This window comes from Sulfurospirillum sp. UCH001, assembly GCF_001548035.1.
GTDB lineage: Bacteria > Campylobacterota > Campylobacteria > Campylobacterales > Sulfurospirillaceae > Sulfurospirillum.
Map to the genome: position 1 here is coordinate 119536 of NZ_AP014723.1, position 26188 is coordinate 145723.

At 36.5% G+C, this 26188-nt stretch carries 29 protein-coding genes and 1 tRNA gene; 16 read left to right on the plus strand and 14 right to left on the minus strand.

Translation table 11 applies throughout. From position 1 onward, the window contains the following. Positions 1 to 12: 12 nt before the first annotated feature. The 5 genes from UCH001_RS00595 to rplT all read left to right on the plus strand — a co-directional run bounded on the left by UCH001_RS00595 (position 13) and on the right by rplT (position 3261). Positions 13 to 88 (plus strand) — tRNA-Val (locus UCH001_RS00595). A gap of 53 nt (positions 89 to 141) precedes the next feature. Next, entirely contained in the window at positions 142 to 1959 is a 1818-nt protein-coding gene (gene thrS, locus UCH001_RS00600) for a threonine--tRNA ligase (protein WP_082705632.1), read from the plus strand. Continuing rightward, positions 1956 to 2471 carry a translation initiation factor IF-3 gene (gene infC, locus UCH001_RS00605; protein ID WP_067172846.1) on the plus strand — a complete coding sequence of 172 codons (516 nt, stop codon included), beginning with the start codon at positions 1956 to 1958 and terminating at the stop codon, positions 2469 to 2471. The genes thrS and infC overlap by 4 nt, the downstream gene beginning before the upstream one ends. Before the next feature lie 127 nt (positions 2472 to 2598). Continuing rightward, positions 2599 to 2793, plus strand: a complete 195-nt coding sequence (gene rpmI / locus UCH001_RS00610) for a 50S ribosomal protein L35 (RefSeq protein ID WP_014768316.1) — start codon at positions 2599 to 2601, stop codon at positions 2791 to 2793. A 114-nt stretch (positions 2794 to 2907) separates the two neighbouring features. Continuing rightward, positions 2908 to 3261, plus strand: a complete 354-nt coding sequence (gene rplT / locus UCH001_RS00615; RefSeq protein ID WP_012855888.1) for a 50S ribosomal protein L20 — start codon at positions 2908 to 2910, stop codon at positions 3259 to 3261. Between the two features lie 181 nt (positions 3262 to 3442). Here rplT and ccoG read toward each other — a convergent pair whose 3' ends face one another. Then, positions 3443 to 4813, minus strand: coding sequence for a cytochrome c oxidase accessory protein CcoG (ccoG, locus tag UCH001_RS00620; protein ID WP_067172849.1), 1371 nt, complete (start codon positions 4811 to 4813; stop codon positions 3443 to 3445). Next, a complete protein-coding gene (locus UCH001_RS00625; RefSeq protein ID WP_067172851.1) occupies positions 4803 to 5501 on the minus strand; it encodes a recombinase family protein in 699 nt (232 codons plus the stop codon). Before UCH001_RS00625 ends, ccoG begins: the two co-directional genes overlap by 11 nt. 202 nt (positions 5502 to 5703) lie before the next feature. On the opposite strand from UCH001_RS00625, the gene rpsU reads away from it, so the two are divergent. The 9 genes from rpsU (at position 5704) to UCH001_RS00670 (ending at position 13741) form a co-directional block, all read left to right on the plus strand. Continuing rightward, positions 5704 to 5916 carry a 30S ribosomal protein S21 gene (gene rpsU / locus UCH001_RS00630; RefSeq protein ID WP_025343347.1) on the plus strand — a complete coding sequence of 71 codons (213 nt, stop codon included), beginning with the start codon at positions 5704 to 5706 and terminating at the stop codon, positions 5914 to 5916. Between the two features lie 134 nt (positions 5917 to 6050). After that, complete coding sequence (locus UCH001_RS00635) at positions 6051 to 6770, plus strand: helix-turn-helix domain-containing protein (RefSeq protein ID WP_067172854.1); 720 nt, start codon at positions 6051 to 6053, stop codon at positions 6768 to 6770. A 6-nt stretch (positions 6771 to 6776) separates the two neighbouring features. Next, a complete protein-coding gene (locus UCH001_RS00640) occupies positions 6777 to 7409 on the plus strand; it encodes a UPF0323 family lipoprotein (protein ID WP_067172856.1) in 633 nt (210 codons plus the stop codon). A 2-nt stretch (positions 7410 to 7411) separates the two neighbouring features. Next, on the plus strand, positions 7412 to 8593 hold the full coding sequence (locus UCH001_RS00645) for a glutathionylspermidine synthase family protein (protein ID WP_067172858.1): 1182 nt from the start codon (positions 7412 to 7414) through the stop codon (positions 8591 to 8593). A gap of 19 nt (positions 8594 to 8612) precedes the next feature. Continuing rightward, complete coding sequence (locus UCH001_RS00650; protein WP_067172861.1) at positions 8613 to 9110, plus strand: YajQ family cyclic di-GMP-binding protein; 498 nt, start codon at positions 8613 to 8615, stop codon at positions 9108 to 9110. Positions 9111 to 9113: 3 nt separating this feature from the next. Then, entirely contained in the window at positions 9114 to 9416 is a 303-nt protein-coding gene (locus tag UCH001_RS00655; protein ID WP_067172862.1) for a hypothetical protein, read from the plus strand. Between the two features lie 42 nt (positions 9417 to 9458). Beyond that, positions 9459 to 11048: a phosphoethanolamine transferase gene (locus tag UCH001_RS00660; protein WP_067172865.1), complete on the plus strand. Its 1590-nt coding sequence runs from the start codon at positions 9459 to 9461 to the stop codon at positions 11046 to 11048. 9 nt (positions 11049 to 11057) lie between these two features. After that, complete coding sequence (locus UCH001_RS00665) at positions 11058 to 11420, plus strand: diacylglycerol kinase (protein WP_067172868.1); 363 nt, start codon at positions 11058 to 11060, stop codon at positions 11418 to 11420. 146 nt (positions 11421 to 11566) lie between these two features. Continuing rightward, the gene (locus tag UCH001_RS00670) at positions 11567 to 13741 is read left to right on the plus strand and encodes a malate synthase G (protein ID WP_067172870.1); all 2175 of its coding nucleotides are present in this window, start codon (positions 11567 to 11569) and stop codon (positions 13739 to 13741) included. Positions 13742 to 13798: 57 nt separating this feature from the next. Here UCH001_RS00670 and UCH001_RS00675 read toward each other — a convergent pair whose 3' ends face one another. From UCH001_RS00675 to UCH001_RS00715, 9 genes are all read right to left on the minus strand, one after another. After that, positions 13799 to 14095 carry a c-type cytochrome gene (locus UCH001_RS00675; protein ID WP_067172872.1) on the minus strand — a complete coding sequence of 99 codons (297 nt, stop codon included), beginning with the start codon at positions 14093 to 14095 and terminating at the stop codon, positions 13799 to 13801. Positions 14096 to 14167: 72 nt separating this feature from the next. Further along, entirely contained in the window at positions 14168 to 14503 is a 336-nt protein-coding gene (locus UCH001_RS00680; protein ID WP_067172875.1) for a hypothetical protein, read from the minus strand. Then, on the minus strand, positions 14497 to 15684 hold the full coding sequence (locus UCH001_RS00685) for a HAMP domain-containing sensor histidine kinase (RefSeq protein WP_067172878.1): 1188 nt from the start codon (positions 15682 to 15684) through the stop codon (positions 14497 to 14499). The genes UCH001_RS00680 and UCH001_RS00685 overlap by 7 nt, the downstream gene beginning before the upstream one ends. Further along, positions 15641 to 16315 (minus strand): response regulator transcription factor, encoded by a 675-nt coding sequence (locus tag UCH001_RS00690; RefSeq protein ID WP_067172881.1) that lies wholly within the window; start codon positions 16313 to 16315, stop codon positions 15641 to 15643. Before UCH001_RS00690 ends, UCH001_RS00685 begins: the two co-directional genes overlap by 44 nt. Continuing rightward, positions 16302 to 16529, minus strand: a complete 228-nt coding sequence (locus tag UCH001_RS00695; protein ID WP_067172882.1) for a DUF1104 domain-containing protein — start codon at positions 16527 to 16529, stop codon at positions 16302 to 16304. Before UCH001_RS00695 ends, UCH001_RS00690 begins: the two co-directional genes overlap by 14 nt. Before the next feature lie 3 nt (positions 16530 to 16532). After that, positions 16533 to 17129, minus strand: a complete 597-nt coding sequence (locus tag UCH001_RS00700; protein ID WP_067172885.1) for an ABC-type transport auxiliary lipoprotein family protein — start codon at positions 17127 to 17129, stop codon at positions 16533 to 16535. Positions 17130 to 17139: 10 nt separating this feature from the next. Further along, positions 17140 to 18093 carry an MlaD family protein gene (locus UCH001_RS00705; RefSeq protein WP_067172887.1) on the minus strand — a complete coding sequence of 318 codons (954 nt, stop codon included), beginning with the start codon at positions 18091 to 18093 and terminating at the stop codon, positions 17140 to 17142. A gap of 7 nt (positions 18094 to 18100) precedes the next feature. After that, entirely contained in the window at positions 18101 to 18835 is a 735-nt protein-coding gene (locus UCH001_RS00710) for an ABC transporter ATP-binding protein (protein WP_082705633.1), read from the minus strand. Then, positions 18832 to 19962 carry an ABC transporter permease gene (locus UCH001_RS00715; RefSeq protein ID WP_067172889.1) on the minus strand — a complete coding sequence of 377 codons (1131 nt, stop codon included), beginning with the start codon at positions 19960 to 19962 and terminating at the stop codon, positions 18832 to 18834. The genes UCH001_RS00710 and UCH001_RS00715 overlap by 4 nt, the downstream gene beginning before the upstream one ends. Positions 19963 to 20143: 181 nt before the next feature. Between UCH001_RS00715 and msrA the strand changes: the two genes are divergently transcribed. After that, positions 20144 to 20671: a peptide-methionine (S)-S-oxide reductase MsrA gene (gene msrA, locus UCH001_RS00720; RefSeq protein ID WP_067172891.1), complete on the plus strand. Its 528-nt coding sequence runs from the start codon at positions 20144 to 20146 to the stop codon at positions 20669 to 20671. A gap of 21 nt (positions 20672 to 20692) precedes the next feature. Here msrA and UCH001_RS00725 read toward each other — a convergent pair whose 3' ends face one another. From UCH001_RS00725 to UCH001_RS00735, 3 genes are all read right to left on the minus strand, one after another. Further along, positions 20693 to 21298 carry a MarC family protein gene (locus UCH001_RS00725; protein WP_067172894.1) on the minus strand — a complete coding sequence of 202 codons (606 nt, stop codon included), beginning with the start codon at positions 21296 to 21298 and terminating at the stop codon, positions 20693 to 20695. Positions 21299 to 21311: 13 nt separating this feature from the next. Further along, complete coding sequence (locus UCH001_RS00730; protein ID WP_067172903.1) at positions 21312 to 23003, minus strand: methyl-accepting chemotaxis protein; 1692 nt, start codon at positions 23001 to 23003, stop codon at positions 21312 to 21314. Positions 23004 to 23194: 191 nt separating this feature from the next. After that, positions 23195 to 24886 carry a methyl-accepting chemotaxis protein gene (locus UCH001_RS00735; RefSeq protein WP_067172906.1) on the minus strand — a complete coding sequence of 564 codons (1692 nt, stop codon included), beginning with the start codon at positions 24884 to 24886 and terminating at the stop codon, positions 23195 to 23197. A 108-nt stretch (positions 24887 to 24994) separates the two neighbouring features. On the opposite strand from UCH001_RS00735, the gene UCH001_RS00740 reads away from it, so the two are divergent. After that, on the plus strand, positions 24995 to 26185 hold the full coding sequence (locus tag UCH001_RS00740; RefSeq protein WP_067172908.1) for an MFS transporter: 1191 nt from the start codon (positions 24995 to 24997) through the stop codon (positions 26183 to 26185). Positions 26186 to 26188 lie beyond the last annotated feature (3 nt).

Sequence of the window (26188 nt, forward strand, 5' to 3'; positions counted from 1 at the left end):
CTTAAATTGTGTGGTCGCGTAGCTCAGTTGGTAGAGCACTACCTTGACATGGTAGTGGTCGGAGGTTCGAATCCTCTCGTGGCCACCATTTTTTTGTTCTCCCGTCTGTTTGGGAGTTCATACAAGTAAAAGGATCTTATCATGATGAATGATGTTATAGCCTACAAAGAAGGCGCTCTCGTCATCGACACCCAAACTGCTGTTGCTTCCTCAAAGACTTACGAAGACAAAATCCTATTTGACAATTCTAAAGATTCCCTTGAAGTGATTCGTCACTCGTGTGCTCACTTAATGGCTCAGGCGATTAAAGCGTTGTACAAAGATGCACAATTTTTTGTTGGACCAGTTATTGAAGATGGTTTTTACTACGATTTTCGTGTCAATGAAAAGATTGGCGATGCTGATCTTAAAGAGATAGAAAAAAAGATGGCAGAACTCGCAAATGCCAAGTTGCCGATTGAAAAAATTTATACGACTAAAGCGGCTGTTATCAAACATTTTGAACACGACGATCTTAAGCAAGAAGTATTGCTTAGAATTCCTGATGGTGAAGTTTCCATCTATAAACAAGGGGATTTTGAGGATTTATGCCGTGGCCCTCATGTTCCAAATACAAAATATCTTCGATTTTTTAAACTGATTAAAGTAGCAGGTGCATATCTTGGTGGAGATGAGAAACGAGAAATGCTTACTCGCATTTACGGTATCGCGTTTGCAGATAAAGAGAGTCTCAAAGATTATGTTACTATGATTGAAGAGGCAAAAAAACGAGATCACCGTAAAATTGGCAATGAACTGAAACTCTTTACTTTTGATGATGAAGTAGGGGCGGGTCTTCCTATTTGGTTACCAAATGGTGGAAGACTAAGAAGTAAATTAGAACAACTTTTATTTAAAGCACATCGTAAACGTGGTTATCAACCAGTACGTGGACCTGAGATTTTAAAATCAGAGGCATGGAAAGTTAGTGGTCACTATCAAAATTACGGTGAAAATATGTACTTTACTGTGATTGATGAAGCAGAATACGGTATTAAACCAATGAACTGTTTAGGGCACATTAAAGTGTTCCAAAATGAGGTCAGAAGTTATCGTGATTTACCACTTAAATTTTTTGAGTATGGTGTTGTACATCGTCATGAAAAAAGTGGTGTTTTACATGGACTATTCCGTGTGCGCGAATTTACTCAAGATGATGCACATATTTTCTGTACACCAGATCAAATTAAAGAGAATGTTTTAGAAATTTTAAGTTTTGTCGATTCTATTATGAAAACGTTTGGATTTAAGTATGAGATGGAAATCTCAACGCGTCCAGAAAAATCAATTGGCGATGAAAAATACTGGGAAGCAGCGACTGAAGGGCTTAAACGTGCACTGGATGAAAATGGCATTAAGTATGGCATTGATGAAGGTGGCGGAGCGTTCTATGGTCCAAAAATTGATATCAAAATTACTGATGCATTGAAGCGAAAATGGCAATGTGGAACTATACAGGTTGATTTTAACCTACCTGAACGTTTTGATATTTCGTATGTTGATGCAAACAATGAACATGCACGTCCAGTAATGCTCCATCGTGCAATTTTAGGTTCTTTTGAACGCTTTATTGGTATTTTAATTGAACATACTTCTGGTGAGTTCCCATTCTTTATTGCACCAATTCAAGCAGTGATTGTACCAATTTCAGATGCACATTTGGATTATGCTAAGACATTAGCGAATGAGTTGTTAGCAGAAGGAATTGATGTTGAAATTTCATCTAAAAATGAAAGTCTCAACAAACGTATTCGTAACGCGGAGACCATGCGTGTACCGATGATTTTAGTGATTGGTGACGCAGAAGTTGAAGAACAAAGCGTTGCAGTAAGAGATAGAAGAGAAAGAACACAGTATAATTTGACAAAAGAAGCATTACTACTAAAAATGAAGGAGAAACTTAGTGAGGTACACTTTTGAGTAAAGAGAAAGACGTTATTTTAAATGACGAAATCAGGGCAGCTGAGGTAAGATGTGTTGGTGATGATGGCACACAATATGGCATCATTTCCAGAAGTGAGGCTCTTGCAAAAGCAGATGAGCTAGGATTAGATCTCGTTTTAATTGCACCTGATGCGAAGCCACCAGTTTGTAAAATTATGAACTATGGCAAGTTTAAGTACCAGCAAGAAAAGAAGTTAAAAGAGGCACGTAAAAATCAGAAAATTATTGAGATTAAAGAGATCAAGCTTTCTGTGAAAATTGCTGCCAATGATATTAACTACAAAGTCAAGCATGCTAGAGAGTTTTTGGAAGAAGGAAAACATGTACGTTTTAGAGTCTTTTTAAAAGGTCGTGAGATGTCTAATCCAGAGATTGGAGAGCAAGTGTTAGAGAGCCTTTGGCCGATGTTAGAAGATATTGCTGAGCGTGAAAAAACACCAAAGCTTGAAGGACGTTATATCAATATGCTGGTAACGCCTAAAAAATAACCTGAAGTTTTCAGAACCTTTCACTAGTTTTAATCCCCTCTAAGGAAAATTAAGCTATTATAGCCATTTTCTAATGCTAGAGGGGTCTTCCCCTGTTTAGATTTTAGAATAAATACAAGGAGTAAGCATGCCGAAAATGAAAACGGTACGCGGTGCAGCTAAACGTTTTAGATGTGCAAAGAATAAGATCAAAAGAGGGGCAGCCTTCAGAAGTCATATTCTTACTAAAAAACCAACGAAAAGAATGCGTGGTTTGAAAGTCGCTAAAACAGTTGATGCACGCGATGAGAAGTCCGTTAAATTAATGCTTTGTAAAGCGTAATTTAAAAAGAGTTTTTGACAAGAGTCATTCACCCTACATGTAATGTTCCCCTCATAATGAGGGCAAGTTCCCCAGCGGGACACCGACATTGATTTATTTGGTCAAGGAGACACCATGGCAAGAGTAAAAACAGGTATCGTCAGAAGAAGACGTCACAAGAAAATTTTAAAGATGGCTAGAGGCTTCTTTAGTGGAAGAAGAAAACACTTTAGAAAAGCAAAAGAGCAATTAGAGAGAAGTTTAGTTTACGCATTCCGTGATAGAAGACAAAAGAAAAGAGATTTTAGAAGACTTTGGATTACACGTATCAATGCAGCATGTAGACTTAACGACATCAGCTATTCACGTTTCATTAATGCTCTAAACAAAGCAAACATCGATTTAGATAGAAAAATTCTTGCTGATATGGCGATGAATGACCCTGAAGCATTTGCAACTGTTGTAAAACAAGCAAAAGCAGCGCTTTAATAATATCCCTTAGCATGATGATTTAACAATCATCATGCAACTTTTCTACATTATTTCTTTCCGTTTTAAAATATATCCAATATATATGTAATTTTATGTATATTTAAGTAGTATCAAAATAGAAGATTTGTAATTTGTAAGATATGTGCAAGAAGATTCTTTCTTCTTGCACATTAATATTTTATGGTTGAATATCACTTTTTTTAGGATAGATAAAAATTGTTTGACGATCAACAATAATTTTATCTTTTGCATCTGTAGCAAAAGCCTTAATAGTAATCGGAAGATCTTCGCCTTCTACTTTAAGCTCTTTTGGAATAGAAGAAAGAATGACTACTTTTTTTACTTTTTCTCCTGCTTTTAGTAAGAAAGGCTCATTTGGCTTATCAATTTTTATATCGTTATTTGAGACTTCAAAGTAATAAAGGTGATCTTTTGTATCGGTATTTTGGAATAAGAAAGTATATACATTCTCAACAGTTTTGCCATCATCAGCCATTTTATATAATTGACTTGTACGATTAATGTTCAAAAGCATATATTCTTTTTGAGTTCCCATTGCAAAAAGACCAATGAGCGCTATGGTCAGGGCAACCATATAAGCGATTGTTCTGAAACGAAAATATTCTGTTGGTGTTCCTTTTTCTGCTGCATTTGAACTTGTCCACGTAATCAATGAAGGTTTACCAAGTTTTTCCATAACAGGAGTACATGCATCGGCACATTCTAAACAGTTAATACATTCTAATTGCATACCTTTACGAATATCGATATGTGTAGGGCATACACGAACACAAGCTTCACAACCTGTACAGTCATCTGTTGCTAGAGGAGGTTTACTACCAAGTTTTACACCTTTAGCATCGTAGATTTTACCTCCGCGTTTTTCATCATAGATCGTTTGAATAGTGTTTTCATCGAAAAGTGCAGATTGTATACGTGCATAAGGGCAAATATAAACACAAAAATTTTCTTTCAGCGAAACAATGTCATAGACTAAAAAGCCAGTAATACAAATCAAAAAGCCATACATTACACTGTTTTCAAGAGGATCTTTTAGATAAACAAAAAAATCTTCAGGCGGAATGAAATACCATAAGAAGTTAGATGCTGCTAGAAAGGCCAATGCTGCCCAAATAAGAACAGCAAGAACACGTTTACCTAGTTGACCATCTTCTGGTTCTTTCTGTTTATTATTGATGCTTTTACGAATTCTTAAAAGTTTAGTTTGAATAAGATCACGAAAAATGACTCTAAAGATTGTTTGCGGGCATGACCATCCACACCAAACGCGACCACCAAGTGTCGTAATAAAAAAGATACTTAAGAAAAAGAGCATAATGACAAAAGGCATTAAATAGAGCTCTTGCATATCAAAGGTTGTGAAAAGAAGATGGAGCTGTTTTTTATCAAAACTGAGTAAAAAGAAATGATTTCCTTCGATACGAATAAATGGCAATATAAGAGCAATAAGCGTAATAATGCCAAAACTAATGTAACGTTTCGGCCTATAATAAGTAGGCTGAACAGAACAATTGCTATTACAATTCATGATGTATTCCTTCTATATGATCTGTTGGTTGTTTAATGAGTGAGCACTCTTTTGCAACATTAGATTTAGTAGTTATTAATGGTTGTTTATGAGTCGATTGAAGTAGATTGATTTTTGCTTTGACAAGCTCTTTAAGGCCTCTTGAGTTGACGTAATCTTTTAAAGAAGTACGACTGACTTGTAATATTTTCGCTATTTCACTGATAGAAGTGCGATTTTCAAGAAACTCAATAATTTGAGGACGATAGGCATCAAATTTTGATTTTGACATTCGCCCTTTAGGTCTTCCTTGTGCTTTTTCTTTATCTAACTTTTTGTTCAATTCTCTTTGTTTGACAAGAAGTTCAAGAAGCACTAGTGGTTTTGATTCAACATGAATGCAGACGTTGACATCAGCAATATGAACCGAAATAGAACGTTTGAGTAAACATTCAAAGACTTTAACTAACTCTTCAACATTGTTTGAAAACGTAAGAAGATCAAAGATAATCACATGATCATGTTTTGAAAGAGATCGTAGAAAACCTTTAAATTCTTTGCGCTCTTCAAGTTCAAGCGTAGGATCAGAGTTTTCAATCTCTGTCGTATCTATCTTGAGATCATGATGATGTGCGTATTTTAAAATCTGTTTCTGCTGAACGATGATTGGAGCATTATCGCTTCTGCTTTTTAAAAGGACAATATTCATAAAAATGTCACCTTTTTATCATTTTGATAAATAGAAGTATACAGATATTGACGTAGAAAGTCAATATTAAATTACATTTTTACGTCAATATGAGTAAATAAAGCTTATACAGTAAAGAAGTAGTCATACTTTTTAAGCTAATATGTAAAAGGAGTTAGGTACAATGCATGCCTAAATTCATCAGAAAGGTGGTGGATAGAGTATGCCAGGAATTAAAGTACATCCTAACGATTCATTTGATGAAGCGTATAGAAAGTTTAAAAAACAAGTTGATCGTAACCTAGTTGTAACGGAAGTGCGTGCAAGACGTTTCTATGAAACAGCAACAGAAAAACGCAAAAAAGATAAAATTAGTGCGCGCAAAAAACAGTTGAAAAGACTTTATATGCTTCGCCGTTACGAGTCGAGACTCTAACACACACGGCCAAGAAGTTAGCTTCTTGGCTTTTCTTCTTAACCCCTCAAAAAACTTTCTCAAAATAAACTAATCAAAGCTGTGATAACATAAGAGCAAATATATTTCTCTTTGTTAGCAAAAAGGGTCACAAGATGGATAAAAAACTAACGGTTATTGAGGCGGCAAAACTTTTAGGTGTGAGTAAAGAGGCTATCTACAATCGTTTGCGAAGAGGCTCCTTACAAAGTGTTATCGAGAATGGTGTCAAGTACATTTTACTAACAAAAAGCAGTCTAAAAGAAGGACCATCTGCACGCAAAATTGAACATGCTACCAATGAAAGTGCTTATGTAGAACTCTTAAAGATTCAGCTTGAAGAGATGAAGCTAAAGAATGAAAAATTAGAAGCAGACAAAGAGCGTCTCATTGCCGATAAAGAACGTCTACTCATTGAATCTAAAGAAAAAATAGAGATGATTTATAAAGAAAGAGATGAACAGCTTAAAGCGATTTTGTCACTTGCAAATAGACAAATAACACATACCAATAGTGAGACGATGACATCTTCTCATACGTCTAATGCAACTATAAATACTCCAAAAAACTCTAATACATCGCCCTATGCTTTTGAAGAAGCAGATGTTCTTGATGAAGATGACGATGATAAAGCGACAGAAGATATGTTTGAATCGTACAGTGACTGGAGAGATTTGCGTAGTTACCTCAAAGAAAAAGGCTTTTCAAAAAAAGAGAAACAACACATTAGTGATAAGATTGGTAGAAAAGTTGGTCAATTGAATGACGTAATGGATAAAAATGGCAAATTGTTTATAAAAAAAGGGAAAAAGCTTAAAGAGATATTGGGAGAATAATAAGAGATGAAGTATATTCGTAAAATTTCAGATTATATGATTGCTGGGGGAATAGGCGTTCTCGTTATTGCTAGTATGCAAGGCTGTGAAAAGAAAGAGGACAATAAAAACGTTTTAGCAGATGCCGCAAAAACACAAGGTGCTTTGGTTATTGTGGATGAAATTGCTCCAGGTGAGTATAAAATTGCAGAAGAATACCCAAGCTCTACAACAAGAGTTATTGTGCGAAAACCTGATGGAAGCGAACGTATTTTGACTCAAACAGAAATTGATGCACTAGTAAAAGAAGAGGCTGCAAAAATTGATAATAATACCTCTGCTTTGACAAACCCCAGTATAGGCTCAGGGCAAATGGGATTAGGGGGCATTCTTCTTTCGAGTATCGCAGGCGCGATGATAGGTAGTTGGATTGGTGGAAAACTTTTTAACAACCCAACGTATCAGAATCAAAGAGCTGCAAATTATTCGAGCCCACAAGCATACTCTCGTAGTACAACCAGTTTTAATAAACCTATGTCCACATCAAGTACGAGTAGTACAACCAAAAGTAGTGGTTATTTTGGATCAAGCTCGGGAAGTAGTAGTTCGTCATCAAGTGGAACCAGTAGTTCAAGTACTCCAACCAGTTCAGGAAGTTAAGTATGTTACATATAGAAAAAGTTAAACCTTTAAGTAAAGAATTTTTAGAATCGATTGGTTTTTATTGGCATACCGATGCGGATAAAACATCGTATGTTGCAGATGAGTTAGTGCTTGTCAGTAATGATGAAGTAGAAGCGTACTATGAAGCAGCCAATGAGTTGTACGATATGTTTGCAGAAGCAGGGCAATATGTAATTGATAATAACCTTTTTCATGAACTCAATATTCCCTTTAATTTAGTAGAACTGATTAAAAATTCATGGTCAAATGATGTTCACTGGCATTTATACGGACGTTTTGATTTTGCAGGTGGAGTGGACGGTAAACCCATAAAACTTTTGGAGTTTAATGCAGATACGCCAACATCACTGTATGAAACAGCTATTATTCAATGGGCAATGCTTAAAGCGAATGGTATGGATGAAGCAAAACAGTTTAATACTGTTTTTGAGGCACTCAAGGAAAATTTCAAGCGCCTTGTAGTCCTTGGTGGCAATACAGAAGATTTCGCAAAATACTATGATGGTTGGAAAATTCTCTTCTCTTCCATTCGTGGCAATATTGAAGATGAAAATACAACCAGATTACTTCAAAGTGCAGCCAATGAAGCTGGGTTTCATACAGATTTTGCGTATGTTGATGAGGTAGGATTTAGTGGAAGCGAAGGTGTTTTTAAAGGTGATGAAAATTTTGAATTTTGGTTCAAACTGGTTCCTTGGGAAAACATCGCAATAGAAGAGGGTGATTTGGCACTTCTTCTTGATGAAATTGTACAAGAACAACGTGCGATTATCCTGAACCCTGCGTATACACTCTTGTTCCAAAGTAAAGCATTTATGAAAGTGTTGTGGGATTTGTTCCCAAATCATCCACTCTTGCTTGAAACTTCTTATACGCCACTCAAAGGCAAAAAACAGGTTGAAAAAAGAGCTTTTGGACGAGAAGGTGCTAACACGGTTATCTATAATGATGATATGTCAATTATGGCAAAAACAGAAGGTGAATATGGTAATTTCAAACCGATTTACCAAGAATATGTGGAACTTGCAAAAGACAGCGAAGGCAGATCCTACCAAGCAGGTGTTTTCTTTGCCTATGAGGGGTGTGGGCTTGGATTTAGAAGAGGAGGGCTCATTATGGAAAACTTCTCAAAATTTGTGGGTCACCGAATCAAAGACTAAAATAGCATAAGGAGATAAAATGGCGAAAGAGCACAGTTTTGATATTAGTGCTGAGATTGACAAGCAAAAATTTAAAGATGCATATGAGCAAGCTAAAAAAGTGATCACCAATAGATGGGATTTTAAGGGCATTACATGTGAATTTGAACACAATGAAAAGGCGAAGACAGTTACATTGTTAACAACAAGTGATAGTAAAGCCGATGCAATGGTTGATGCATTGATTTCTGAAGCGATTAAGCGGGATATCTCATCTAAAGCCCTTAAAGAAAGTAAACGTGAGCCAGCAGGTGGCGCGAAGGTTAAAGTCACCGTAAGTATTGTGGATGCAATATCGAGTGATGATGCTAAAAAAATTGTGAAAGAAATCAAAGATCTTAAACTTAAGGTTCAAACATCTATTCGAGGTGATGTCGTGCGCGTTGAAGGAAAATCCATTGATGATTTGCAAGAAGCAATAAAAGCCATTCGCGCATGTGATTTTGATTTCCCAGTCAATTTTACCAATCTCAAATAGCCGATGGATGAATTACCACCTGTTATAGAACTTGTCCCAAAAATCCATGGATTTTGGTGTCGAACTGTTATGTTCATTCTTTATGGTACATTGACGTTTGTACCACTTTTGATGGGTATTTGGATAGGTTATATGTACAATCCTTGGATAGGCATTGCATTCTTTCTTTTTTTAACACTCGTGAGTGGTGTCATAAGTTCTAAAATGCGTATCGCTTCTATTCCTTTTGAACAGCGAGAAATGAGCTATTCAACGATGGCGATTGTGAAGTGGTACGTAGCAAAAAATATTTGTTTAAAAAACTAAACTATACTTTAGAGACAAAAAAGAAATTTCAAGTGAGAATGGATGCAATTTAAATTAACCAGTAGTAGACTTATAGTGATCGTAGCACTTTTTTTAGTGTGTGTTGATAATATATCGTTTTTTAAACATGTTTTAGAAGTCTATGAATTTTCTTTATCAAATATAGGTTTTTTACTCTCTTTAGGGGTTGTTTTAACGGCTGTTATTACACTGTTAGTGACTCTACTTAGTAGTCGTTATACGCTTAAACTACTGCTAATTACGTTGGTTTTAATTGCCTCATTGTCAAACTATTTTATGAACACGTATAACGTAATTCTTGATGACACCATGATCCAAAATGCGATGGAAACAAATATCAATGAATCGATGGATCTGCTCACTTGGAAACTTATAGCGTATTTTTTCTTTCTGGGAATTCTTCCTTCATTACTGATTTATCGTGTTCCTGTTGCGTATGGAAGTTTTAAAGAAGAAGTTTGGGGCAAAACAAAATGCATTGCCCTTATGATTCTTATCAGTCTTGTTATGCTTTTTTCATTCAATCGTTTTTACACCTCATTTTTTAGAGAAAATAAGCCTCTTCGTTACTATACAAATCCAACGTTTTGTCTGTATTCAACTGGTAAATATATCTACAATACATTCTATAAAAAAGAGACAACCCTCAAACAGATTGGCTTAGATGCGAAAAGAGCGGAAAATGGGGGGCGAAAATTGACGATTGTTGTTGTAGGTGAAGCTGCACGCGCTAATCGTTTTTCTCTGAATGGATATGAAAGACAAACCAATCCGTTGTTAGAAAAAGAAGAGATTGTTAACTTTTCTAAGGTTTATTCGTGTGGAACATCAACCGCTATTTCCGTTCCATGTATGTTTTCCATGCTAGAGCGCAAAAATTACAGTGATAAAGAGGCGAAAGCAACTGAAAATGTTCTTGACATAGTGAAGCGCAGTGGTGCAAGTGTACTATGGAGAGATAATAATTCGGACTCTAAAGGAGTTGCATTACGCGTTGCTTATCAAGATTATCGATCGTCTCAAAATAATACGCTATGTGATGAGGAGTGCCGTGATGAGGGGATGCTAGTAGGATTACAGGAGTATGTGGATGCTCAAAAAGGTGATGTTGTGATCGTTCTTCACCAAATGGGTAACCATGGACCTGCGTATTATAAACGTTATCCTAAAAACTTTGAAAAATTTACACCAGTATGTCAAACGAATCAAGTAGAAAAATGTACATCAGAAGAGATTGGCAATGCATACGATAATGTTATTTTATATACCGATTATTTTCTATCAAAGACTATTGCCTTTTTAAAACAAAATGACAAAAACTTTCAAACAGCAATGATTTATATGGCAGATCATGGAGAATCATTAGGTGAGAAAGGGCTTTATTTGCATGGAATACCCTACTTTATGGCACCAGATGAACAGACGCATGTAGGGGCATTGATGTGGTTTGGTGAGAAAAGCAAAGAGCGAATTGATGTGCAAACAGTGCGACAAAAAGCTGGAGAAGAGTACTCACATGACAATCTTTTTCACACCATTTTAGGTGTCATGGGCGTACAAACAGCGCTATATGATCAGACAAAAGATATACTAATATACCAAAAAAAGTAAAGGCTTAATGTGAGAAATCAACCAAAATATCATTTTTTTAAAAATACAACGTATGCACTAAAAGGATTAAGAGATATTACTGCGAATGAAACTTCTTTTCGTGTAGAGCTTATCATTGTTGCATGCTTGTTACCAGTGATTTTTTTCGTTCCATTAGAACTTTCATATAAGCTTTTAATGTTTATTGCCCTCATGGGAATGCCTTTAGCGGAAGCAATGAACAGTGCGATTGAGCGTGTAACGGATTTGGTAACTTTAGAGTACCATGAAATGGCAGGACGTGCAAAAGATGCTGGTAGTGCAGTTGTTTTTTTAAGTATTGTAATTTTTGTCGTAGTGTGGGGATTTTGTCTCATAAAGATTTTTATTTAGGCAAAACCGATTTTAAAATAATCTATTAAAACTCAAAAGTTCTTCAAAAAAATCAGCTTATTATCATATTGACATGATACTCTTTCTTTTAGACTTTTTGTATAATATAATCAAAAAGTCTAAAAAACTAAAAAAGGAGTTCATGTATGCCTCAAACAATTACCGTTGGAACACTTAAAATTAATGCCGCTTTATACCATTTTATAGCCAATGAGGCACTTCCTCATACGGGTGTAAGTCTTGAACAGTTTTGGAATGGATTTGAAAAAACACTTCATGAACTTTCTCCTATCAATAAGACTCTTTTAGAGAAGCGTGATGTTTTTCAAGAAAAACTTGATGCGTGGTATTTAGCTCATCGAACAGAACCTTTTACGTTAGAAGAACATCGCAATTTTTTAAAAGAAATAGGTTATTTAGTTGACGTGCCTACCAAAGAGACCATTACAACGCTACACCTTGATCCTGAAATCTCGCATGTTGCAGCACCGCAATTGGTTGTACCAGCGGATAATGCACGTTATGCGCTCAATGCAGCAAATGCAAGATGGGGAAGTTTATTTGATGTTTTCTATGGAACAGATATGATTGATGAGGTTGAGCCTTATCAAAAAAAAGAGCATTATAATCCTGAACGTGGTAAAAAAGTTTTTGAGTTAGCATTTGCTTTTTTAGATCAAGTTGCACCATTAAAAGGACATTCTTATGCCGATCTTCATGGCTTTATACTTCAAGAAGGAAAGCTCTATGGCACTCTTTCTGACCATGAGATCGTAGAGCTTAAAGAGCCTGAAAAATTTGTAGGTTACACTCTTAATGAAAATAAAATAAGCTCTCTTTTACTGAAAAACAATGGTCTACATGTGGAAATTCAGATTGATAAGTGTAGCCTCATTGGACAAAGTCATCCGTCGGGAATTAAGGATGTTATTATCGAGTCAGCACTCAGCGCTATTCAAGATTGTGAAGATTCAGTAGCGGTGGTAGATGCAGAAGATAAAGTAACGATTTATCGAAACTGGAATGGATTAATGAAAGGTGATTTGTCTGCCTCTTTTGAAAATAAAGGCAAGACAATACATCGTGTATTAAACCCTGACAAAACATTCACCTCACCAAAAGGTGAACCATTTAGTTTAAAGGGAAGGGTACTGTTATTGATACGTAATGTCGGAATACATATGTACACTGACGCGGTTACCTTTCACGATAAAGAAATCCCTGAAGGTTTTTTAGATGCTTTTGTAACAACGCTGTGTGCTATACATGATCTTAGAAAAACAGAAGGGAATCGCAATAGTGTTAATGGAAGTGTCTATATCGTTAAACCAAAATGCCATGGCCCTGAAGAAGTAGCTTTTATCAACACTCTGTTTGGACGCGTAGAAGATGTATTGGCATTGCCGCGACATACCATTAAAATGGGAATTATGGATGAAGAGCGACGTACAACAATTAATTTAGAAGCAACGATTCAACAAGCTAAAGAAAGAGTATTTTTTATCAATACAGGCTTTTTAGATCGTACAGGTGATGAAATTCACTCGTGTATGGAACTAGGAGTGGTTGTTCCTAAAGAAGCGATGAAAAAAGAGATATGGCTAAAAGCATATGAAGACCACAATGTTGATGTTGGCTTGAGCATGGGATTTAAAGGGAAGGCTCAAATTGGTAAGGGAATGTGGACGATGCCTGATTTGATGAAGAAGATGGTGGAAACAAAGATCGCTCATCCAAAAGCAGGAGCAACAACAGCGTGGGTACCTTCTCCAACAGCAGCAACACTTCATGCGTTGCATTATCATTCTGTAAATGTACAAAATGTACTTGAAGAGATTGCAAAGCGTCCTAAAGTAAGTATTGATGCTATTTTAACACCACCAATGCTCCAGAATACATTAAGTAAAGAAGAGATCACGCAAGAGATTGAAAATAATATACAAAGTATCTTAGGTTATGTTGTTCGTTGGATTGATCAAGGTATTGGATGTTCTAAAGTACCAGACATCAACAATGTTGAGTTGATGGAAGATAGAGCAACGCTTAGGATTTCAAGTCAACATCTTGCAAACTGGTTGCATCATGGTATCGTAACACAAGAAGAGGTCAAACATGCATTTGAAAAAATGGCAACAGTCGTTGATAAACAAAATAGCAACGATAAACATTATAGCCCTATGGCAGGTCATTTTGAGCAAAGCATAGCATATAAAGCGGCGCTAGATCTTGTTTTTAAAGGAAGAAACCAACCAAATGGATACACAGAATTTATCTTGCATGCAAGAAGAAGAGAAGTAAAAGAACAAAAGGCAAAAAGCTAGATATTTTAATAGTGTTTAGTAGAGTTAGTGAAGGGACTTTAAGTCCCTCACTAAAGATTATTTGATGCTTGAGATATAAGTAGCAAGTGCCTTAATATCATCAGCGCTGAGGTTTTTAACTTGTGGTGTCATTGTACCCTTTAATGGACCACCATATGTGCCATCTTTATATCCATTAAGTGCAGCTGTAATTTTAGCAGCATCCCATCCCGCAATGATTTGAGATTTGTTAAGAGCTGCTTTTTCTGCTTTTGCACCATGACAGGTTGCACATGTTTTAAACAGTGTTTCACCATCTGCTGCAAAAATAGATGTAGCCCATACAAGACTTGCCAAAAACAATACCTTTTTCATTGTAACTCCTTATAAGAATAATAGAAGAATTATATAGATTAAAAGTGAATTTATCGTGAAATAAAAAAGTAATTATTTTAATTTATCAAAAACTTGGTATTGCTCCCAATAAGTATCGAGTGCTTCTTGAAGTTGCTCATCATTGAGCGTTGTTTTTTTCTTGACTCCAAAGCGGTTAATAAGTCCATCAACTAAGATAGAATTCTCAGCTTTAGGGTTTTTGAGGTAACTTTTCATCGCATTTTTCACTTCGACTTCACTGCTGTATTTGAGTAAGTAACGATAAAAAAATTTATCAATTTTAACTGCCATATCTTCATGACATGGAATACAATTTTTTTCATAAACACCCGTTTTGGCATAGATGAATGAAGTTAAAAGGATACAGTAAAGGGCTATTTTTACCATGAAATTCTCACCGTTGTTCCCTGTGATAAAATAGAGTCTATTTTGATATGTAAGTTATACTCTTTAGCGATGGATGCAACGATGCTAAGTCCAATGCCAAAGCCTCCAACACTTCTATCAAAACGCGAATAGCGCTCAAAAACTTGATTGATCTTACTTTTTTCGATGCCTCTTCCACTATCTTTAATTTCAATCTCATGTTGAGTGAGCTTTATATGGATTGTACCACCTATTTTGTTGTATTTGATAGCATTAGAGAGAATATTGTCGATTAATTTTGCCATTTTTTTACGATCAATGGTCAGTACAACACCCTCTGCAAGTTCGGTAAAAAGCTCAATCTTTTTTGATTCAAATAGAAGTGAAAAATACTCTAATCGCTCTTCAATGAGAACTTTCAGATCAATTTCTACATCTTGAGAGAGAATTTGGTGAGACAGTACCAAGTAGGTTAAATCATCATAAAGATTTGAAATGGTCTTAGAGGCAATAGTAATACGCCTTATTTTTTTGAGAAGACTTTCATCTAGGGATTGTTCATCAATCATTTCAATGTTGGTAAGGATAGCATTTACAGGCGTATTGAGCTCATGGGTAGTATCTTTAATAAAACGATCTAAAAGTGCGATAGTGTCTTTCATAGGACGAAGTAATAGATTGAGTAAGAAATAACCGATAACTACTAAAACAGTGAAAATTAATGCGCCATACCCTAACAGTTTTCGAAGTACTTTTTTGTCCCACGAAGATGGCTCAGGCACTTCAATAACAATGTAGCGTGCACCCAAATAGTAAGATTCTAACTCTTTAATAAAGTAAATATAATTGTTTTTGAGGTAAATATCTTCATAAAGATTGACTTTTTTAGCCTTTAATGTTGAGAAGATTTGCTTGAGGCTACTATCATAAATAGCTGAATTAAAACGTTCATCCCTTGGATACGTTTGGTCTTTGTCAAAATTAATATGGAGTGCTTTGAGTTTAGCAATTTGTTCATTTGTTAGGTTGGAGAGTGTCTCTCTTTGGTGTTGAAGCATCAAATCGCGCTCCAAGCCATAATACAAAAATGCGACAAATGCTAAAATGAGTAGGGTTAAAAAAGCATAGAGAAGTAAAAACGACCGAAGCGTTTTCTTCTCACGCGATCGTAAATTTATATCCCAGTTTTTTAATGCTAACAATGCGGTCTTTCCCCATGATTTTACGAAGATTTTTTATATATGTGCGAAGAGTATCGTCACTGCCTTGTTCATCATATTCCCATAAGTGCGCCATTATCATTTCGTGGTTGATAATCTCATTTTTCTTTTGTAAAAAGAGTTTGAGTAGTTTTGCCTCTTTATTTTGAAGTTGTACTGCGTGATTGTGAACTAACAATTGGTTATTAAGTGAGTCATACTCTATACCTTCATCAATGCGTATTTTAGGGCTTGGAGCATGAAAAAACTCACGTTTTAAAATGGTTTCAATACGAAAGAGCAGCTCTTTTAGTGCAAACGGTTTGCGCAAATAGTCATCGCAGCCACTCTCATATCCGTGTTCCAAATCTTCAATAGCATTGAGTGAGGTGAGAAAGATAGCAGGAGTTGTATTGCCTTCTTTGCGAATGGTAGAAAGAAGTGTAAAACCGTTCAGTGAAGGAACATTGACATCGAGCAAAAAAAGATCAAATTGATGCTCATAGATGAGTGTTTCTGCTTCTTCTCCGTCGTATACAGGTGTAACATCATACCCTTTGGATTCTAGAAATTCACATACGGTTTCGCTGAGATTGAGGTCATCTTCTAAAAGGAGAAGTTTAGTTTTTGGCATGGTCTCTCCTTTTTTTATCATCTTCGTAAAGTGCCTTTTGTTCTTCGCTCATCTGTCCAACTCGTTTATCCAGTTCTTGATAAAAGCGTTCTTCTTTGCTCTGGTCAACATAACCGATAAGTGCAATGAGCTCTTCAGTGCTCATTTCGCTAAAGTCTGCTTTTGCCAAAAGTATTGAGCATAAAAAGAGCCAGAGAAAGAAGATTTTTTTCATGGTTTATTTGCGTACCTCATTGATCCACAAAGATAAGCTTTTGATGACTTCAGCGGTAGCTGCATTGAACGCTTCAACCGTACCTGCTGCACCGTTAGTATTTGTTACATCTTTTTTAGAAGAGAGTTTAACACTGCCTAACACTTCTCCACTTTTAATCTCAACAACTCGAAAACGAAGGCTCACATACACGTATGAGCTGCCATCTTCACGGAAAACCTCTTCAAAATTTTGAAGGATGGGCTCTAGCACAAGGTTGTTTGATGCCATAGAAGTACCTGCGATAACGGAGCTAAAATGGTGTTGATCCATGAGTGCTTCTGTGATGAGATGTTGTAGTTTTAATGGAGGTGTTTCACTCCATGTTCCGTATTTGTAAGGTTGCATCGCACCATCTTTTTTGTATAAGATCGCCCTTGTATTGAGCCCACTTGGAGCATCAATGTAAGCAACCTTGAGAACGTCTTTGTTATGTTCACTAAAACGCTCTAATTTGAGCATTGGCTCTAATGTATAGCTGTAAGGCTTTAAAGAGGTCTCTTTAACGCTACAACCGCTAAGGAGCATTAAGGTCAAAATTGCAAGGATGGTCTGTTTCATTCTATTTCCTTTATCGTTCATTTGGAGCAGGTTGAATAGTCTCTTCTTTAAAGAGAAGATCACTTGGGCTATCTTTTAGATTGGTGACTAAGTCTTTTGTTTCATTAAGAAGTATATGCAGCTCTTGGAGTGTTTTCTGTAATGGCATCAGATTTTCTTTTACCAAGAGATCTACGTCAAATGCGCCTTTTTCAATTTTTTGATTGAGTCCTCCCATAACAGTTGAAACACTTTTGGAGGCTTCTCTTACTTTATTCATTGTATCAACACCCGTATCATCAATAGCCGTTCTAAACGAATAAGACATCTCTTTAACGCCACGAGCCGCTGCCGTTGCTTCATGTAAAAGCTGGTTAATTTCTTTATTTTGGGCTTCGATGTTCGACATCGTTTTGCTGGTAGATTCAGCAATTTTCGCGCTATTCTCAATAATAATTTCAAGATTTTTAACGTTTTTTTCACTCATAATGGATTCAGCTCGAGCAAAAATCATCTCTGCTTTTTGACTTAGCGATGTAATGGTTTTATCGAGTCTTGAAAATGTCGATGGGCGAGAATAAATAATACCATATTCTTCTGCTTTACCACTGGTTTTGAGATCTTTCGCTTCATTAGTTCCGCCTTGCAATTGAATAAAGCTAAGTCCTGTAATGCCTTGGGCTTCAATCGTCGCATAGGTATCTTCTTTAATAGGTGCATCATCTTGAACCCGAATAAGGACTAAAACTTCTTCTGCATTTTTAGGGTTGATGGTAATAGTACGAACTTCACCGATTTGTACACCTCTAAGTTTAACAGGTGCTTTTTCATTGAGCCCCGATACAGACTCTTTGGTTGCAACTTTGTAAAATTTAAAAGTACCCTCATCAGAATAATTTCCAAGCCACAGAATGGAAAAAACACCTCCAATGAGCAATACAAAAACAAATGCTCCTACTAAAATATAACTTAGCCTATTTTCCATTTTTCCCTCAACTTAAAAATTTTTTTAATTCGTTGTCAGTTGTCTGTTTTAAAACGTCCATAGTGCCTTCAAATTGTACTTTTTTATTACCTAAAATCACAAATCGATCGAGTACATTTGCAATGGTGTCTTTATCGTGTGTGACCATAACTACGGTAATACCCAATGTATCACGCAGTGTTACAATCAGTTCATCAAAAGCTCTCGCACTTTGTGGATCAAGACCAGAAGTAGGCTCATCTAAAAAAAGAAGCTTTGGATCAAGCGCAAGAGCACGTGCAAGCCCCGCTCGTTTTTTCATACCACCACTCAGTTCAGAAGGGTACATATTTGCCACTTTTGGGGGAAGCCCAACCATAGAGAGTTTCATCAACGCAGATTCTTCGATCAACCAATCAGGAAGATTGGTGTACTCTTTCATCGCAACAGCCACATTTTCCAATATGGTTAAAGAGGTAAAAAGAGCGCCAAATTGAAAGAGCACACCCCATTTTTGCCTGAGTTTTTGAGCCATCTTGGAGGATGTTGTCATAACGTTAGTTCCTAAAACAAGCATTGCACCTGCACTTGTTTTTTGGAGCATAATCATTTCGCGAAGCAGGGTTGTTTTACCACTACCACTACCACCAAGAAGTCCAAAAATTTCACCTTTGTGGATTTTGAAACTCACACCATCGTGAATAACATGTTTGCCAAAACGTGTTACAACGTCTCTGGCTTCGATCATCACATGGTTTTTCATAATCCAAGCTCCGTAAGCAGTACAGAAATAATAGCATCAATGGCGATAACCCAAAAAATGGCATTAACCACACTGATGGTTGTGTATTTACCAACACTTTCAGTACTACTATCGATTTGAAATCCACGAAAACAGCCAATCGTTGCAATAATACAGCCAAAAATAGGAGCTTTGATCAGCCCGATGATAAGATGCTTTAGTGCCACCGTTTGTTTAATACGGTCGATAAATTCCACAAAGCTAACATCCAATTTTGTACTAGCGATAACCATACCTCCAAAAACGGAAACGACATCGGCAAAAAAAACTAAAAGAGGTAAAGAGAGAATAAGTGCAAAAAGACGTGGTAAAACTAAAAAATTCCATGGTGAAAAACCCATAGCACTCATTGCATCGACTTCATCAGTAATTTTCATAACGCCGATTTGTGCGGTATAGGCGGAAGAGCTTCGTCCGGCAACAACAATAGCGGTTAGAAGAGGTGCAAGCTCACGTACTGCAGAAATAGTTACCATCTCAACGATGAAGATATTAGCACCAAATTTTTCAAGTTGTGTTGCACCTTGATAGGCAATAACAATTCCGATGAGAAAAGAGGTCAGTAAAATAATAGGTAATGCCCCAGCACCGCTTTGTTCAATATGATACAGTGTTGCTTTAAGACGAATATTTAAAGGTTTTAAAAAAGCAGCAATTACGTAATGCGTAAGTTCACCTGTAAATGAAAAGAAAGAAGAGAGCGTTTTATACCCTTGAAACATATCCTTGCCAACATTTTCAAGGTATGAGAGCAAAAAAATCTCTTTTTTTTCAACGATTTTTTCTTGTGGGTAGTGTTGCTCACAAATAGTGAGCAGTTTTTCTAACGATTCATTGGCTCCTACTTTGTTGATTGAACATTGCAGTGCCTCAAATTTTTTAACATAGTGCAAAATTAGCATAATTCCATGTGTGTCAAATTCACTAATGCCAGAGAGATCAAACGTGTAGTGCGTATTTGGTTTGCATGTAAGTGCACTTAATGCTGGTTCGAGTTTTTGAATTGATTCTTTTACCCATGTCCCCTGCAATATAACATTAAAACTTTCGTTGTTTTGCGTTACTTGCAGTGAGGGGATTTTTTTCATTGAGGTTACCCCTATTTTTTTGTTTATTATAACATAATTAAATTACTCAAAACGGCACAGAGTGGCTTTTATATGAGCATGCTATAATCGCACAAAAAAGGAGTTTATGATGAAAAGAATACTCTTTTTGGCTCTATTGTTCATAGGTTTTATAAACGAAGTAAGTGCGAAGGAGGCATCAATGAAACAAGAAGTAGCAACCTTTGGTGGGGGCTGTTTTTGGTGTTTGGAGGCAGTTTTTGAAGAGACAAGAGGTGTTTTAGATGTCGTGAGTGGCTACGCAGGTGGTGAAGTAAAAAATCCAACGTATGAGCAGGTGTGTAGTGGTACAACAGGTCATGCTGAGGTTGTTCAAATTACATTCGATCCAATGATTATCTCTTATGAAGAGTTACTTAAAATTTTTTGGTTAATCCATGATCCCACAACACTTAACCGACAAGGAAATGACATAGGGACACAGTATCGCTCTGTTATTTTTTATCATGATGAAAAACAAAAAGAGCAAGCACAAGCATCTATGAAAACATTTTCTTCCAAATTTATCAAACCGATTGTGACGGAAGTGAAACCTTTAGAGGTTTTTTACAAAGCAGAAGCGTACCATCAAGACTACTTCAAAAATAATCCAACACAAGGGTATTGTGTTTTTGTTGTTTCGCCTAAAGTGCAGCATTTTAAACACGAATATAAGGATTTGGTTAAATAGCTAAATCCTTTATATTTGATGTTAGAAAGTATGAACAAGTCCTCTGACACCATCAATAAACATTTGCACTGACATCATCAAAAGGAGCATTCCCATCAAGCGCTCAAGTGCGGAAAGCCCTTTTTCTCGTAACAGTTTGTACAAAATAGGAGAGAGGTACATAATGAGTGCGGAAATAAGCCATGCTAAAATGAGAGCAATAAAAAGACTTCCCATGGCATTGGTATGTGATTTACCTAAAACTAAAAGGGTTGCAAGTGTTGAAGGTCCTGCAATGAGTGGCATGGCAATGGGCACCATAAAAGGCTCTTTGGCTGAGCCATAAAGTGCACTGCTTCCTTCCTCTCCTGGGAAAATCATCTTAATGCCTATTACAAAAAAGATAACAGCTCCTGCGATACGTACCGCTTCTGTTTCAAGATGGAAGATATTTAAAAAGAGCTCTCCCCCAAAAAGGAAGAGCATCAAAATAGCAAGTCCAAAGATCATTTCTCGAAGAATAATGAGCCGTCTTCGCGCGATGTCCACATCTTTTAGGATGGAGAGAATGACAGGAACGGCTCCAAAAGGATCAATAACAAACATCAATAAAATAGCAGTTGAAACAATCGAAAAATCAGCATTCATCAATACAAATCCATCATGTTCTAAACTCAGAGAGTTTTAGGTTGAGTGTTTCAGTCATACGGCTAAGGTGTTCTGCTGCACTTGCTATCTCTTCAACACTGCGTGCATTTTGACTTGAAATGTCGTTAATACGACTCACATCATCGATCATTGATTCTATATCTGAACCAGTTTTGAGATAATTCTCGGCTGTTTTGTCAGAAACTTTTGTTGCATTATTCATCACTTGGAACATATTGTTAATCTTTGTTTCAACATCACATGCTGTGGTTGCTAAAGATTCAACTTTTTTAGAGTTAGACGTCATTTGATCACTACTATCAACAATAGCTTGAACGATAACATTGATCGTAGCATTGATCTCTTGAAGACTTTTTTGTGTACGCTCTGCGAGCTTTCGTACTTCATCGGCAACAACAGCAAAACCACGTCCATGTTCACCCGCACGTGCTGCTTCAATCGCCGCGTTAAGAGCAAGCAAATTGGTTTGATCGGCAATATCGCCAATAACCACCAAAACTTCTTTGACCTGTTCTGCATCGTGACTGAGCTGTTGGATTTTTCTAGCCAGTTCGATTTCTGTAGCGGCACTGCTTTGAATGTCTTTTGTAAGCTCCAAAATCGCACTGTTTGCTTCTTTAAGATAGCCATTTGCTTTAATAAGCTCTTCTTTACCCGCTTTAGCTTCACCCATTCCCGTATTCATCTCCGTTTTGAGGGTAGATGCTTTGCTTGTTGTATTTCCTACAATTTGCATAGAGGTTTCTACAGCACGTCCAACTTCAAGCGATGTAGAAGAGAGTTCATGAGAAATAGACGAGTTTTCGTTGGAAAGGTTTTTTGCTTCACTGATTAAGATGCGTACTTTCTCTATAAAGCGATTAATACTTGTACTGGCTTGTGCAATTTCATCACTGCCAATGACTTCAAGCTTACGTGTAAGATCGCCATCACCACTTGAGAGATTGTCGGCTTTATCGATAAGATCATTGAGTGGACTAGAAATCGTTTTTTTAATGATAAAGGCAGTTGCCGCAATACTTAAAATAACTAAGACCAAAGAGATAAGTAAGAAAGAGCGGATTTGTGATGTAACATTGTCTGAAATTTGTGTTTTGAGTTTTCCTACTTCTGCTTCAACGTTATCGACATAGATACCTGTTCCTAATGTCCATTTATAAGGCTCAAACGGAATTGAGTAGGCATATTTTAAGAAAGGTTGTCCATCTTTCACTTTAGGGAAGAAGTATTTAACAAGCCCGCCACCTTTTTGAGCAGTTTCTATAAGTTCTTTTACAAAGAAGACACCATTGCTATCTTTGAGGTGACTTAGGTTTTTTCCTTGAAGCGATTTATTGGTTGGGAGCATAACGTTTGTTCCATCAGGCTCATAGATGAATAAATAACCACTTTTGTCGTCGAAAAAGCGTAATCCATCGAGTTGAGAGACGATCATCTCTTTTATTTTTTCATCAGGTGTGCCTTTGGCTTTTTCAGCTTTATAGATCGCACTAGCAGTTTGTTGCATGATTTCCATAATGGTTTTGAGTTCATTCTCATAAAAAGAGTAAGCACTCTTTTCATAATCACTTATAAAAATCTCTGCATTGTGTTTCGTATTGGTCGATGAGATCCCAATTAAACAACCGCCTAATATAAGCAAAGATAGGATAAGTGAGACTAAAATCCGCGTTGAGATTTTCATAGTTTCCTCCTGTAAGGCTATTGGTACTTATTGTAACACAAATAGCACCCAATGCGATTAAAATCGTCAGGAATAAAATAGTTGAGGAAGAAAAGTCATGAAAAAAAGGAACATTTTTTGGCAAAAGCTAAGAATATAGTATGAAATGTAAGGATTTAGCAAACAAAGCTAAATCCTTATAAAAGCAGTCTTTACGTTCTAAACTCAGAGAGTTTGAGGTTGAGTGTTTCAGTCATACGGCTAAGGTGTTCTGCTGCACTTGCTATCTCTTCAACACTGCGTGCATTTTGACTTGAAATGTCGTTAATTTGGTTAACGTCTTTAATCATTGACTCAATATCCAAGCCTGTTTTGAGGTAATTTTCAGTTGTTTTATCGGAAAGAGTTGTGGCATTATTCATCACTTGGAACATGTTGTTGATCTTCGTTTCAACATCACATGCCGTGGTTGCTAAAGATTCAACTTTTTTAGAGTTAGAGGTCATTTGATCACTACTATCAACAATGGCTTGAACGATAACATTGATCGTAGCATTGATCTCTTGAAGACTTTTTTGTGTACGTTCTGCAAGTTTTCGTACTTCATCGGCAACAACTGCAAATCCTCGTCCATGTTCACCCGCACGTGCTGCTTCAATTGCCGCGTTAAGAGCAAGCAAATTGGTTTGATCAGCAATATCGCCAATAACTACTAAAATGTCTTTAACTTGAGTAGCATCTGAACTCAGTTGCTGTATACGATGCGCCAACTCAATCTCTGTAGCGGCACTGCTTTGAATGTCTTTTGTAAGTTCTAAAATGGCGTTATTTGCATCTTTGAGGAAATCATTGGCTTTAATGAGTTCGGTTTTTCCTTCTTTAGCCTCACTAATACCTTCTGTCAGTTCATCTTTTAAGGTAAATGCTTTGTTCGTTGTATTTCCCACAATTTGCATAGAAGTTTCTACAGCGCGTCCAACTTCAAGCGATGTTGAAGAGAGTTCATGAGAAATAGACGAGTTTTCATTGGAAAGGTTTTTTGCTTCACTGATTAAGATACGTACTTTCTCGATAAAGCGATTAATGCTACTGCTTGCAACTGCAATTTCATCATTGCCAATGACTTCAAGCTTACGTGTAAGATCACCATCACCGCTTGAGAGGTTATCGGCTCTTGCAATAAGATCATTAAGTGGTTTTGAGATCGTTTTTGAAATAATCACAAAAGTCGCACCGAGGCTTAAGAGCAATAATACTACAGAGATCGCAAGGAAAGATTGGATTTGAGAAGCTGTATTTTCATCAATATTTTTTTGAAGATGTGCAACCTCTTCTTCAACATTATCTACATAGATGCCTGTACCCATCATCCAGTTATAAGGCTCAAAGGAGAGGGCATAAGAGAACTTTGGAAATGGCTTACCATCTTTTGTTTTTGGAAAATGATACTTAACAAGACCACCACCTTTTTTAGCAGCTTCAATCAATTCTTTAATGAGGAAAACACCATTACTGTCTTTTACCGTGATTAAATTTTTTCCCTCTTGTGTTTTATTGGTAGGGAATAAAACAGATGTTCCATCATATTTATAGACAAAAATATACCCTTCTTTGTCGTCGAAAAAGCGTAGGTCATTAAACTTATCTAAGATCGCTTCTTGGATCTTTTCATCACTGACACCCTTTGCTTTTTGTGTTTTATAGATAGATTCTGCTGTTTGCTTCATGATATCCATAATGGTTTTGAGTTCATTTTCGTGAAAAGCATAAGCGCTTTTTTCATATTCTTCGATGAACATACGTGCATTATTTTTTGTGTTGCTGTAGGCCACACCAATAATACAGGCTCCTAACACTATCAAAGATAGTATAAGGGAGATTAAAATCCGAGTCGAAATCTTCATATGGAGGCCCCTTGTTTTATTAGGTTTATGAGTTAAACGTGCATTTTAGCATAAAAAAAGTTTCAATGAAAAGCGCTACAATGGCAATGAAAGAAATTAGGAGCAGAAATGAAACAGTATGTTGAGTTGTTGAAAGACAACACAACGCTTCGTCGTTTAAGTATTGTTCAGTTGATTAGTTATTTTGGTGCGTGGTTTAGTCACATGGGAATTTACACCTTATTAATTCAACTAAACGCCCCTGTATGGGCACTAAGTGCAGCAGCAGCATTGACGTTTTTACCCTCTATGCTTTTAGCACCTTTTAGTGGTGCGATTATTGATAAAGTTGATACTAAAAAGTTTATGCTCTTTTTGACGGCTATTGAGATCATTACCGTTTTTTGGCTAATCTTTATTCATTCTTTGGATGCACTTTGGATTTTATTGGGGCTTATTTTTATTCGTATGGGGACTGGGAGTATCTATTTTCAAACAGAAATGTCTCTTTTGCCAAAAATTTTGAGTAATGAAGAGTTGAAAATTGCCAATGAAATTCATTCTATTATTTGGTCTATTTCATATGCTTTTGGAATGGCAGTTGCAGGATTTTATGTTCACTATTTTGGTACGACAAGCGCGTTTGTTGCTGATATGATGCTTTATAGTATTAGCTTTTATCTTCTTTTAGGTCTAGATATTCCTTCCATTGCAAGTGAACAAGCGTCGAAGGTTAAAGAAATGATTTGGAGTGGTTTTGTCTATATCAAAGAAAATCCAAAAATCATGCATCTTATTTTTCTTCATGCCAGTGTTGGGTTAACCGCATATGATGCACTCATTGCCCTTTTGGCGGACCATCAGTATAAACATCTTTTATCGGTTGCCCTAGTTATGGGTTTTATCAATGCTTCTCGTGCATGTTCACAAGTCCTTGGGCAATTTTTGCTGAGTCGATACATTACTCCTCAAACGCTTTTTTATATTTTTCTCATTCAAGGTGTTGGGATTATGGCATGGGGTGTATTGCAGTACGATTTTTATCTGAGTTTTATTGGAATTTTCTTTTGTGGACTTTTTACAACAAGTTTATGGTCCTATACTTATACCCTTTTGCAGTATGAGACAGATGAGGCTTTTTATGGCCGTGTTATAGCTTATAACGATATGGTTTTTATGGGAATGTGCACATTGGTTTCATTTATGATTGGTGCACTTTTCGAGTGGGGTGCTCCTTTATGGGCAATTACCTCTGGTTTAGGGCTTTTATTTATCTTTTTTGGGTTTTATTGGAAGTGGGTACAAAAAGTGATAAAATAGTTT

What these genes read in the sequence shown, in the direction of transcription:
- UCH001_RS00650 (WP_067172861.1), top strand. Translation starts at nt 8,613, where the DNA reads ATGGCGAAAGAGCACAGTTTTGATATTAGTGCTGAGATTGACAAGCAA.
- UCH001_RS00675 (WP_067172872.1), bottom strand. Translation starts at nt 14,095, where the DNA reads ATGAAAAAGGTATTGTTTTTGGCAAGTCTTGTATGGGCTACATCTATT.
- rpmI (WP_014768316.1), top strand. Translation starts at nt 2,599, where the DNA reads ATGCCGAAAATGAAAACGGTACGCGGTGCAGCTAAACGTTTTAGATGT.
- UCH001_RS00625 (WP_067172851.1), bottom strand. Translation starts at nt 5,501, where the DNA reads ATGAATATTGTCCTTTTAAAAAGCAGAAGCGATAATGCTCCAATCATC.
- rplT (WP_012855888.1), top strand. Translation starts at nt 2,908, where the DNA reads ATGGCAAGAGTAAAAACAGGTATCGTCAGAAGAAGACGTCACAAGAAA.
- UCH001_RS00700 (WP_067172885.1), bottom strand. Translation starts at nt 17,129, where the DNA reads ATGAAACAGACCATCCTTGCAATTTTGACCTTAATGCTCCTTAGCGGT.
- UCH001_RS00670 (WP_067172870.1), top strand. Translation starts at nt 11,567, where the DNA reads ATGCCTCAAACAATTACCGTTGGAACACTTAAAATTAATGCCGCTTTA.
- UCH001_RS00730 (WP_067172903.1), bottom strand. Translation starts at nt 23,003, where the DNA reads ATGAAAATCTCAACGCGGATTTTAGTCTCACTTATCCTATCTTTGCTT.
- thrS (WP_082705632.1), top strand. Translation starts at nt 142, where the DNA reads ATGATGAATGATGTTATAGCCTACAAAGAAGGCGCTCTCGTCATCGAC.
- UCH001_RS00695 (WP_067172882.1), bottom strand. Translation starts at nt 16,529, where the DNA reads ATGAAAAAAATCTTCTTTCTCTGGCTCTTTTTATGCTCAATACTTTTG.
- UCH001_RS00660 (WP_067172865.1), top strand. Translation starts at nt 9,459, where the DNA reads ATGCAATTTAAATTAACCAGTAGTAGACTTATAGTGATCGTAGCACTT.
- ccoG (WP_067172849.1), bottom strand. Translation starts at nt 4,813, where the DNA reads ATGAATTGTAATAGCAATTGTTCTGTTCAGCCTACTTATTATAGGCCG.
- rpsU (WP_025343347.1), top strand. Translation starts at nt 5,704, where the DNA reads ATGCCAGGAATTAAAGTACATCCTAACGATTCATTTGATGAAGCGTAT.
- UCH001_RS00705 (WP_067172887.1), bottom strand. Translation starts at nt 18,093, where the DNA reads ATGGAAAATAGGCTAAGTTATATTTTAGTAGGAGCATTTGTTTTTGTA.
- UCH001_RS00640 (WP_067172856.1), top strand. Translation starts at nt 6,777, where the DNA reads ATGAAGTATATTCGTAAAATTTCAGATTATATGATTGCTGGGGGAATA.
- UCH001_RS00735 (WP_067172906.1), bottom strand. Translation starts at nt 24,886, where the DNA reads ATGAAGATTTCGACTCGGATTTTAATCTCCCTTATACTATCTTTGATA.
- UCH001_RS00655 (WP_067172862.1), top strand. Translation starts at nt 9,114, where the DNA reads ATGGATGAATTACCACCTGTTATAGAACTTGTCCCAAAAATCCATGGA.
- UCH001_RS00725 (WP_067172894.1), bottom strand. Translation starts at nt 21,298, where the DNA reads ATGAATGCTGATTTTTCGATTGTTTCAACTGCTATTTTATTGATGTTT.
- UCH001_RS00710 (WP_082705633.1), bottom strand. Translation starts at nt 18,835, where the DNA reads ATGAAAAACCATGTGATGATCGAAGCCAGAGACGTTGTAACACGTTTT.
- UCH001_RS00715 (WP_067172889.1), bottom strand. Translation starts at nt 19,962, where the DNA reads ATGAAAAAAATCCCCTCACTGCAAGTAACGCAAAACAACGAAAGTTTT.
- UCH001_RS00740 (WP_067172908.1), top strand. Translation starts at nt 24,995, where the DNA reads ATGAAACAGTATGTTGAGTTGTTGAAAGACAACACAACGCTTCGTCGT.
- UCH001_RS00645 (WP_067172858.1), top strand. Translation starts at nt 7,412, where the DNA reads ATGTTACATATAGAAAAAGTTAAACCTTTAAGTAAAGAATTTTTAGAA.
- UCH001_RS00680 (WP_067172875.1), bottom strand. Translation starts at nt 14,503, where the DNA reads ATGGTAAAAATAGCCCTTTACTGTATCCTTTTAACTTCATTCATCTAT.
- UCH001_RS00635 (WP_067172854.1), top strand. Translation starts at nt 6,051, where the DNA reads ATGGATAAAAAACTAACGGTTATTGAGGCGGCAAAACTTTTAGGTGTG.
- UCH001_RS00690 (WP_067172881.1), bottom strand. Translation starts at nt 16,315, where the DNA reads ATGCCAAAAACTAAACTTCTCCTTTTAGAAGATGACCTCAATCTCAGC.
- msrA (WP_067172891.1), top strand. Translation starts at nt 20,144, where the DNA reads ATGAAACAAGAAGTAGCAACCTTTGGTGGGGGCTGTTTTTGGTGTTTG.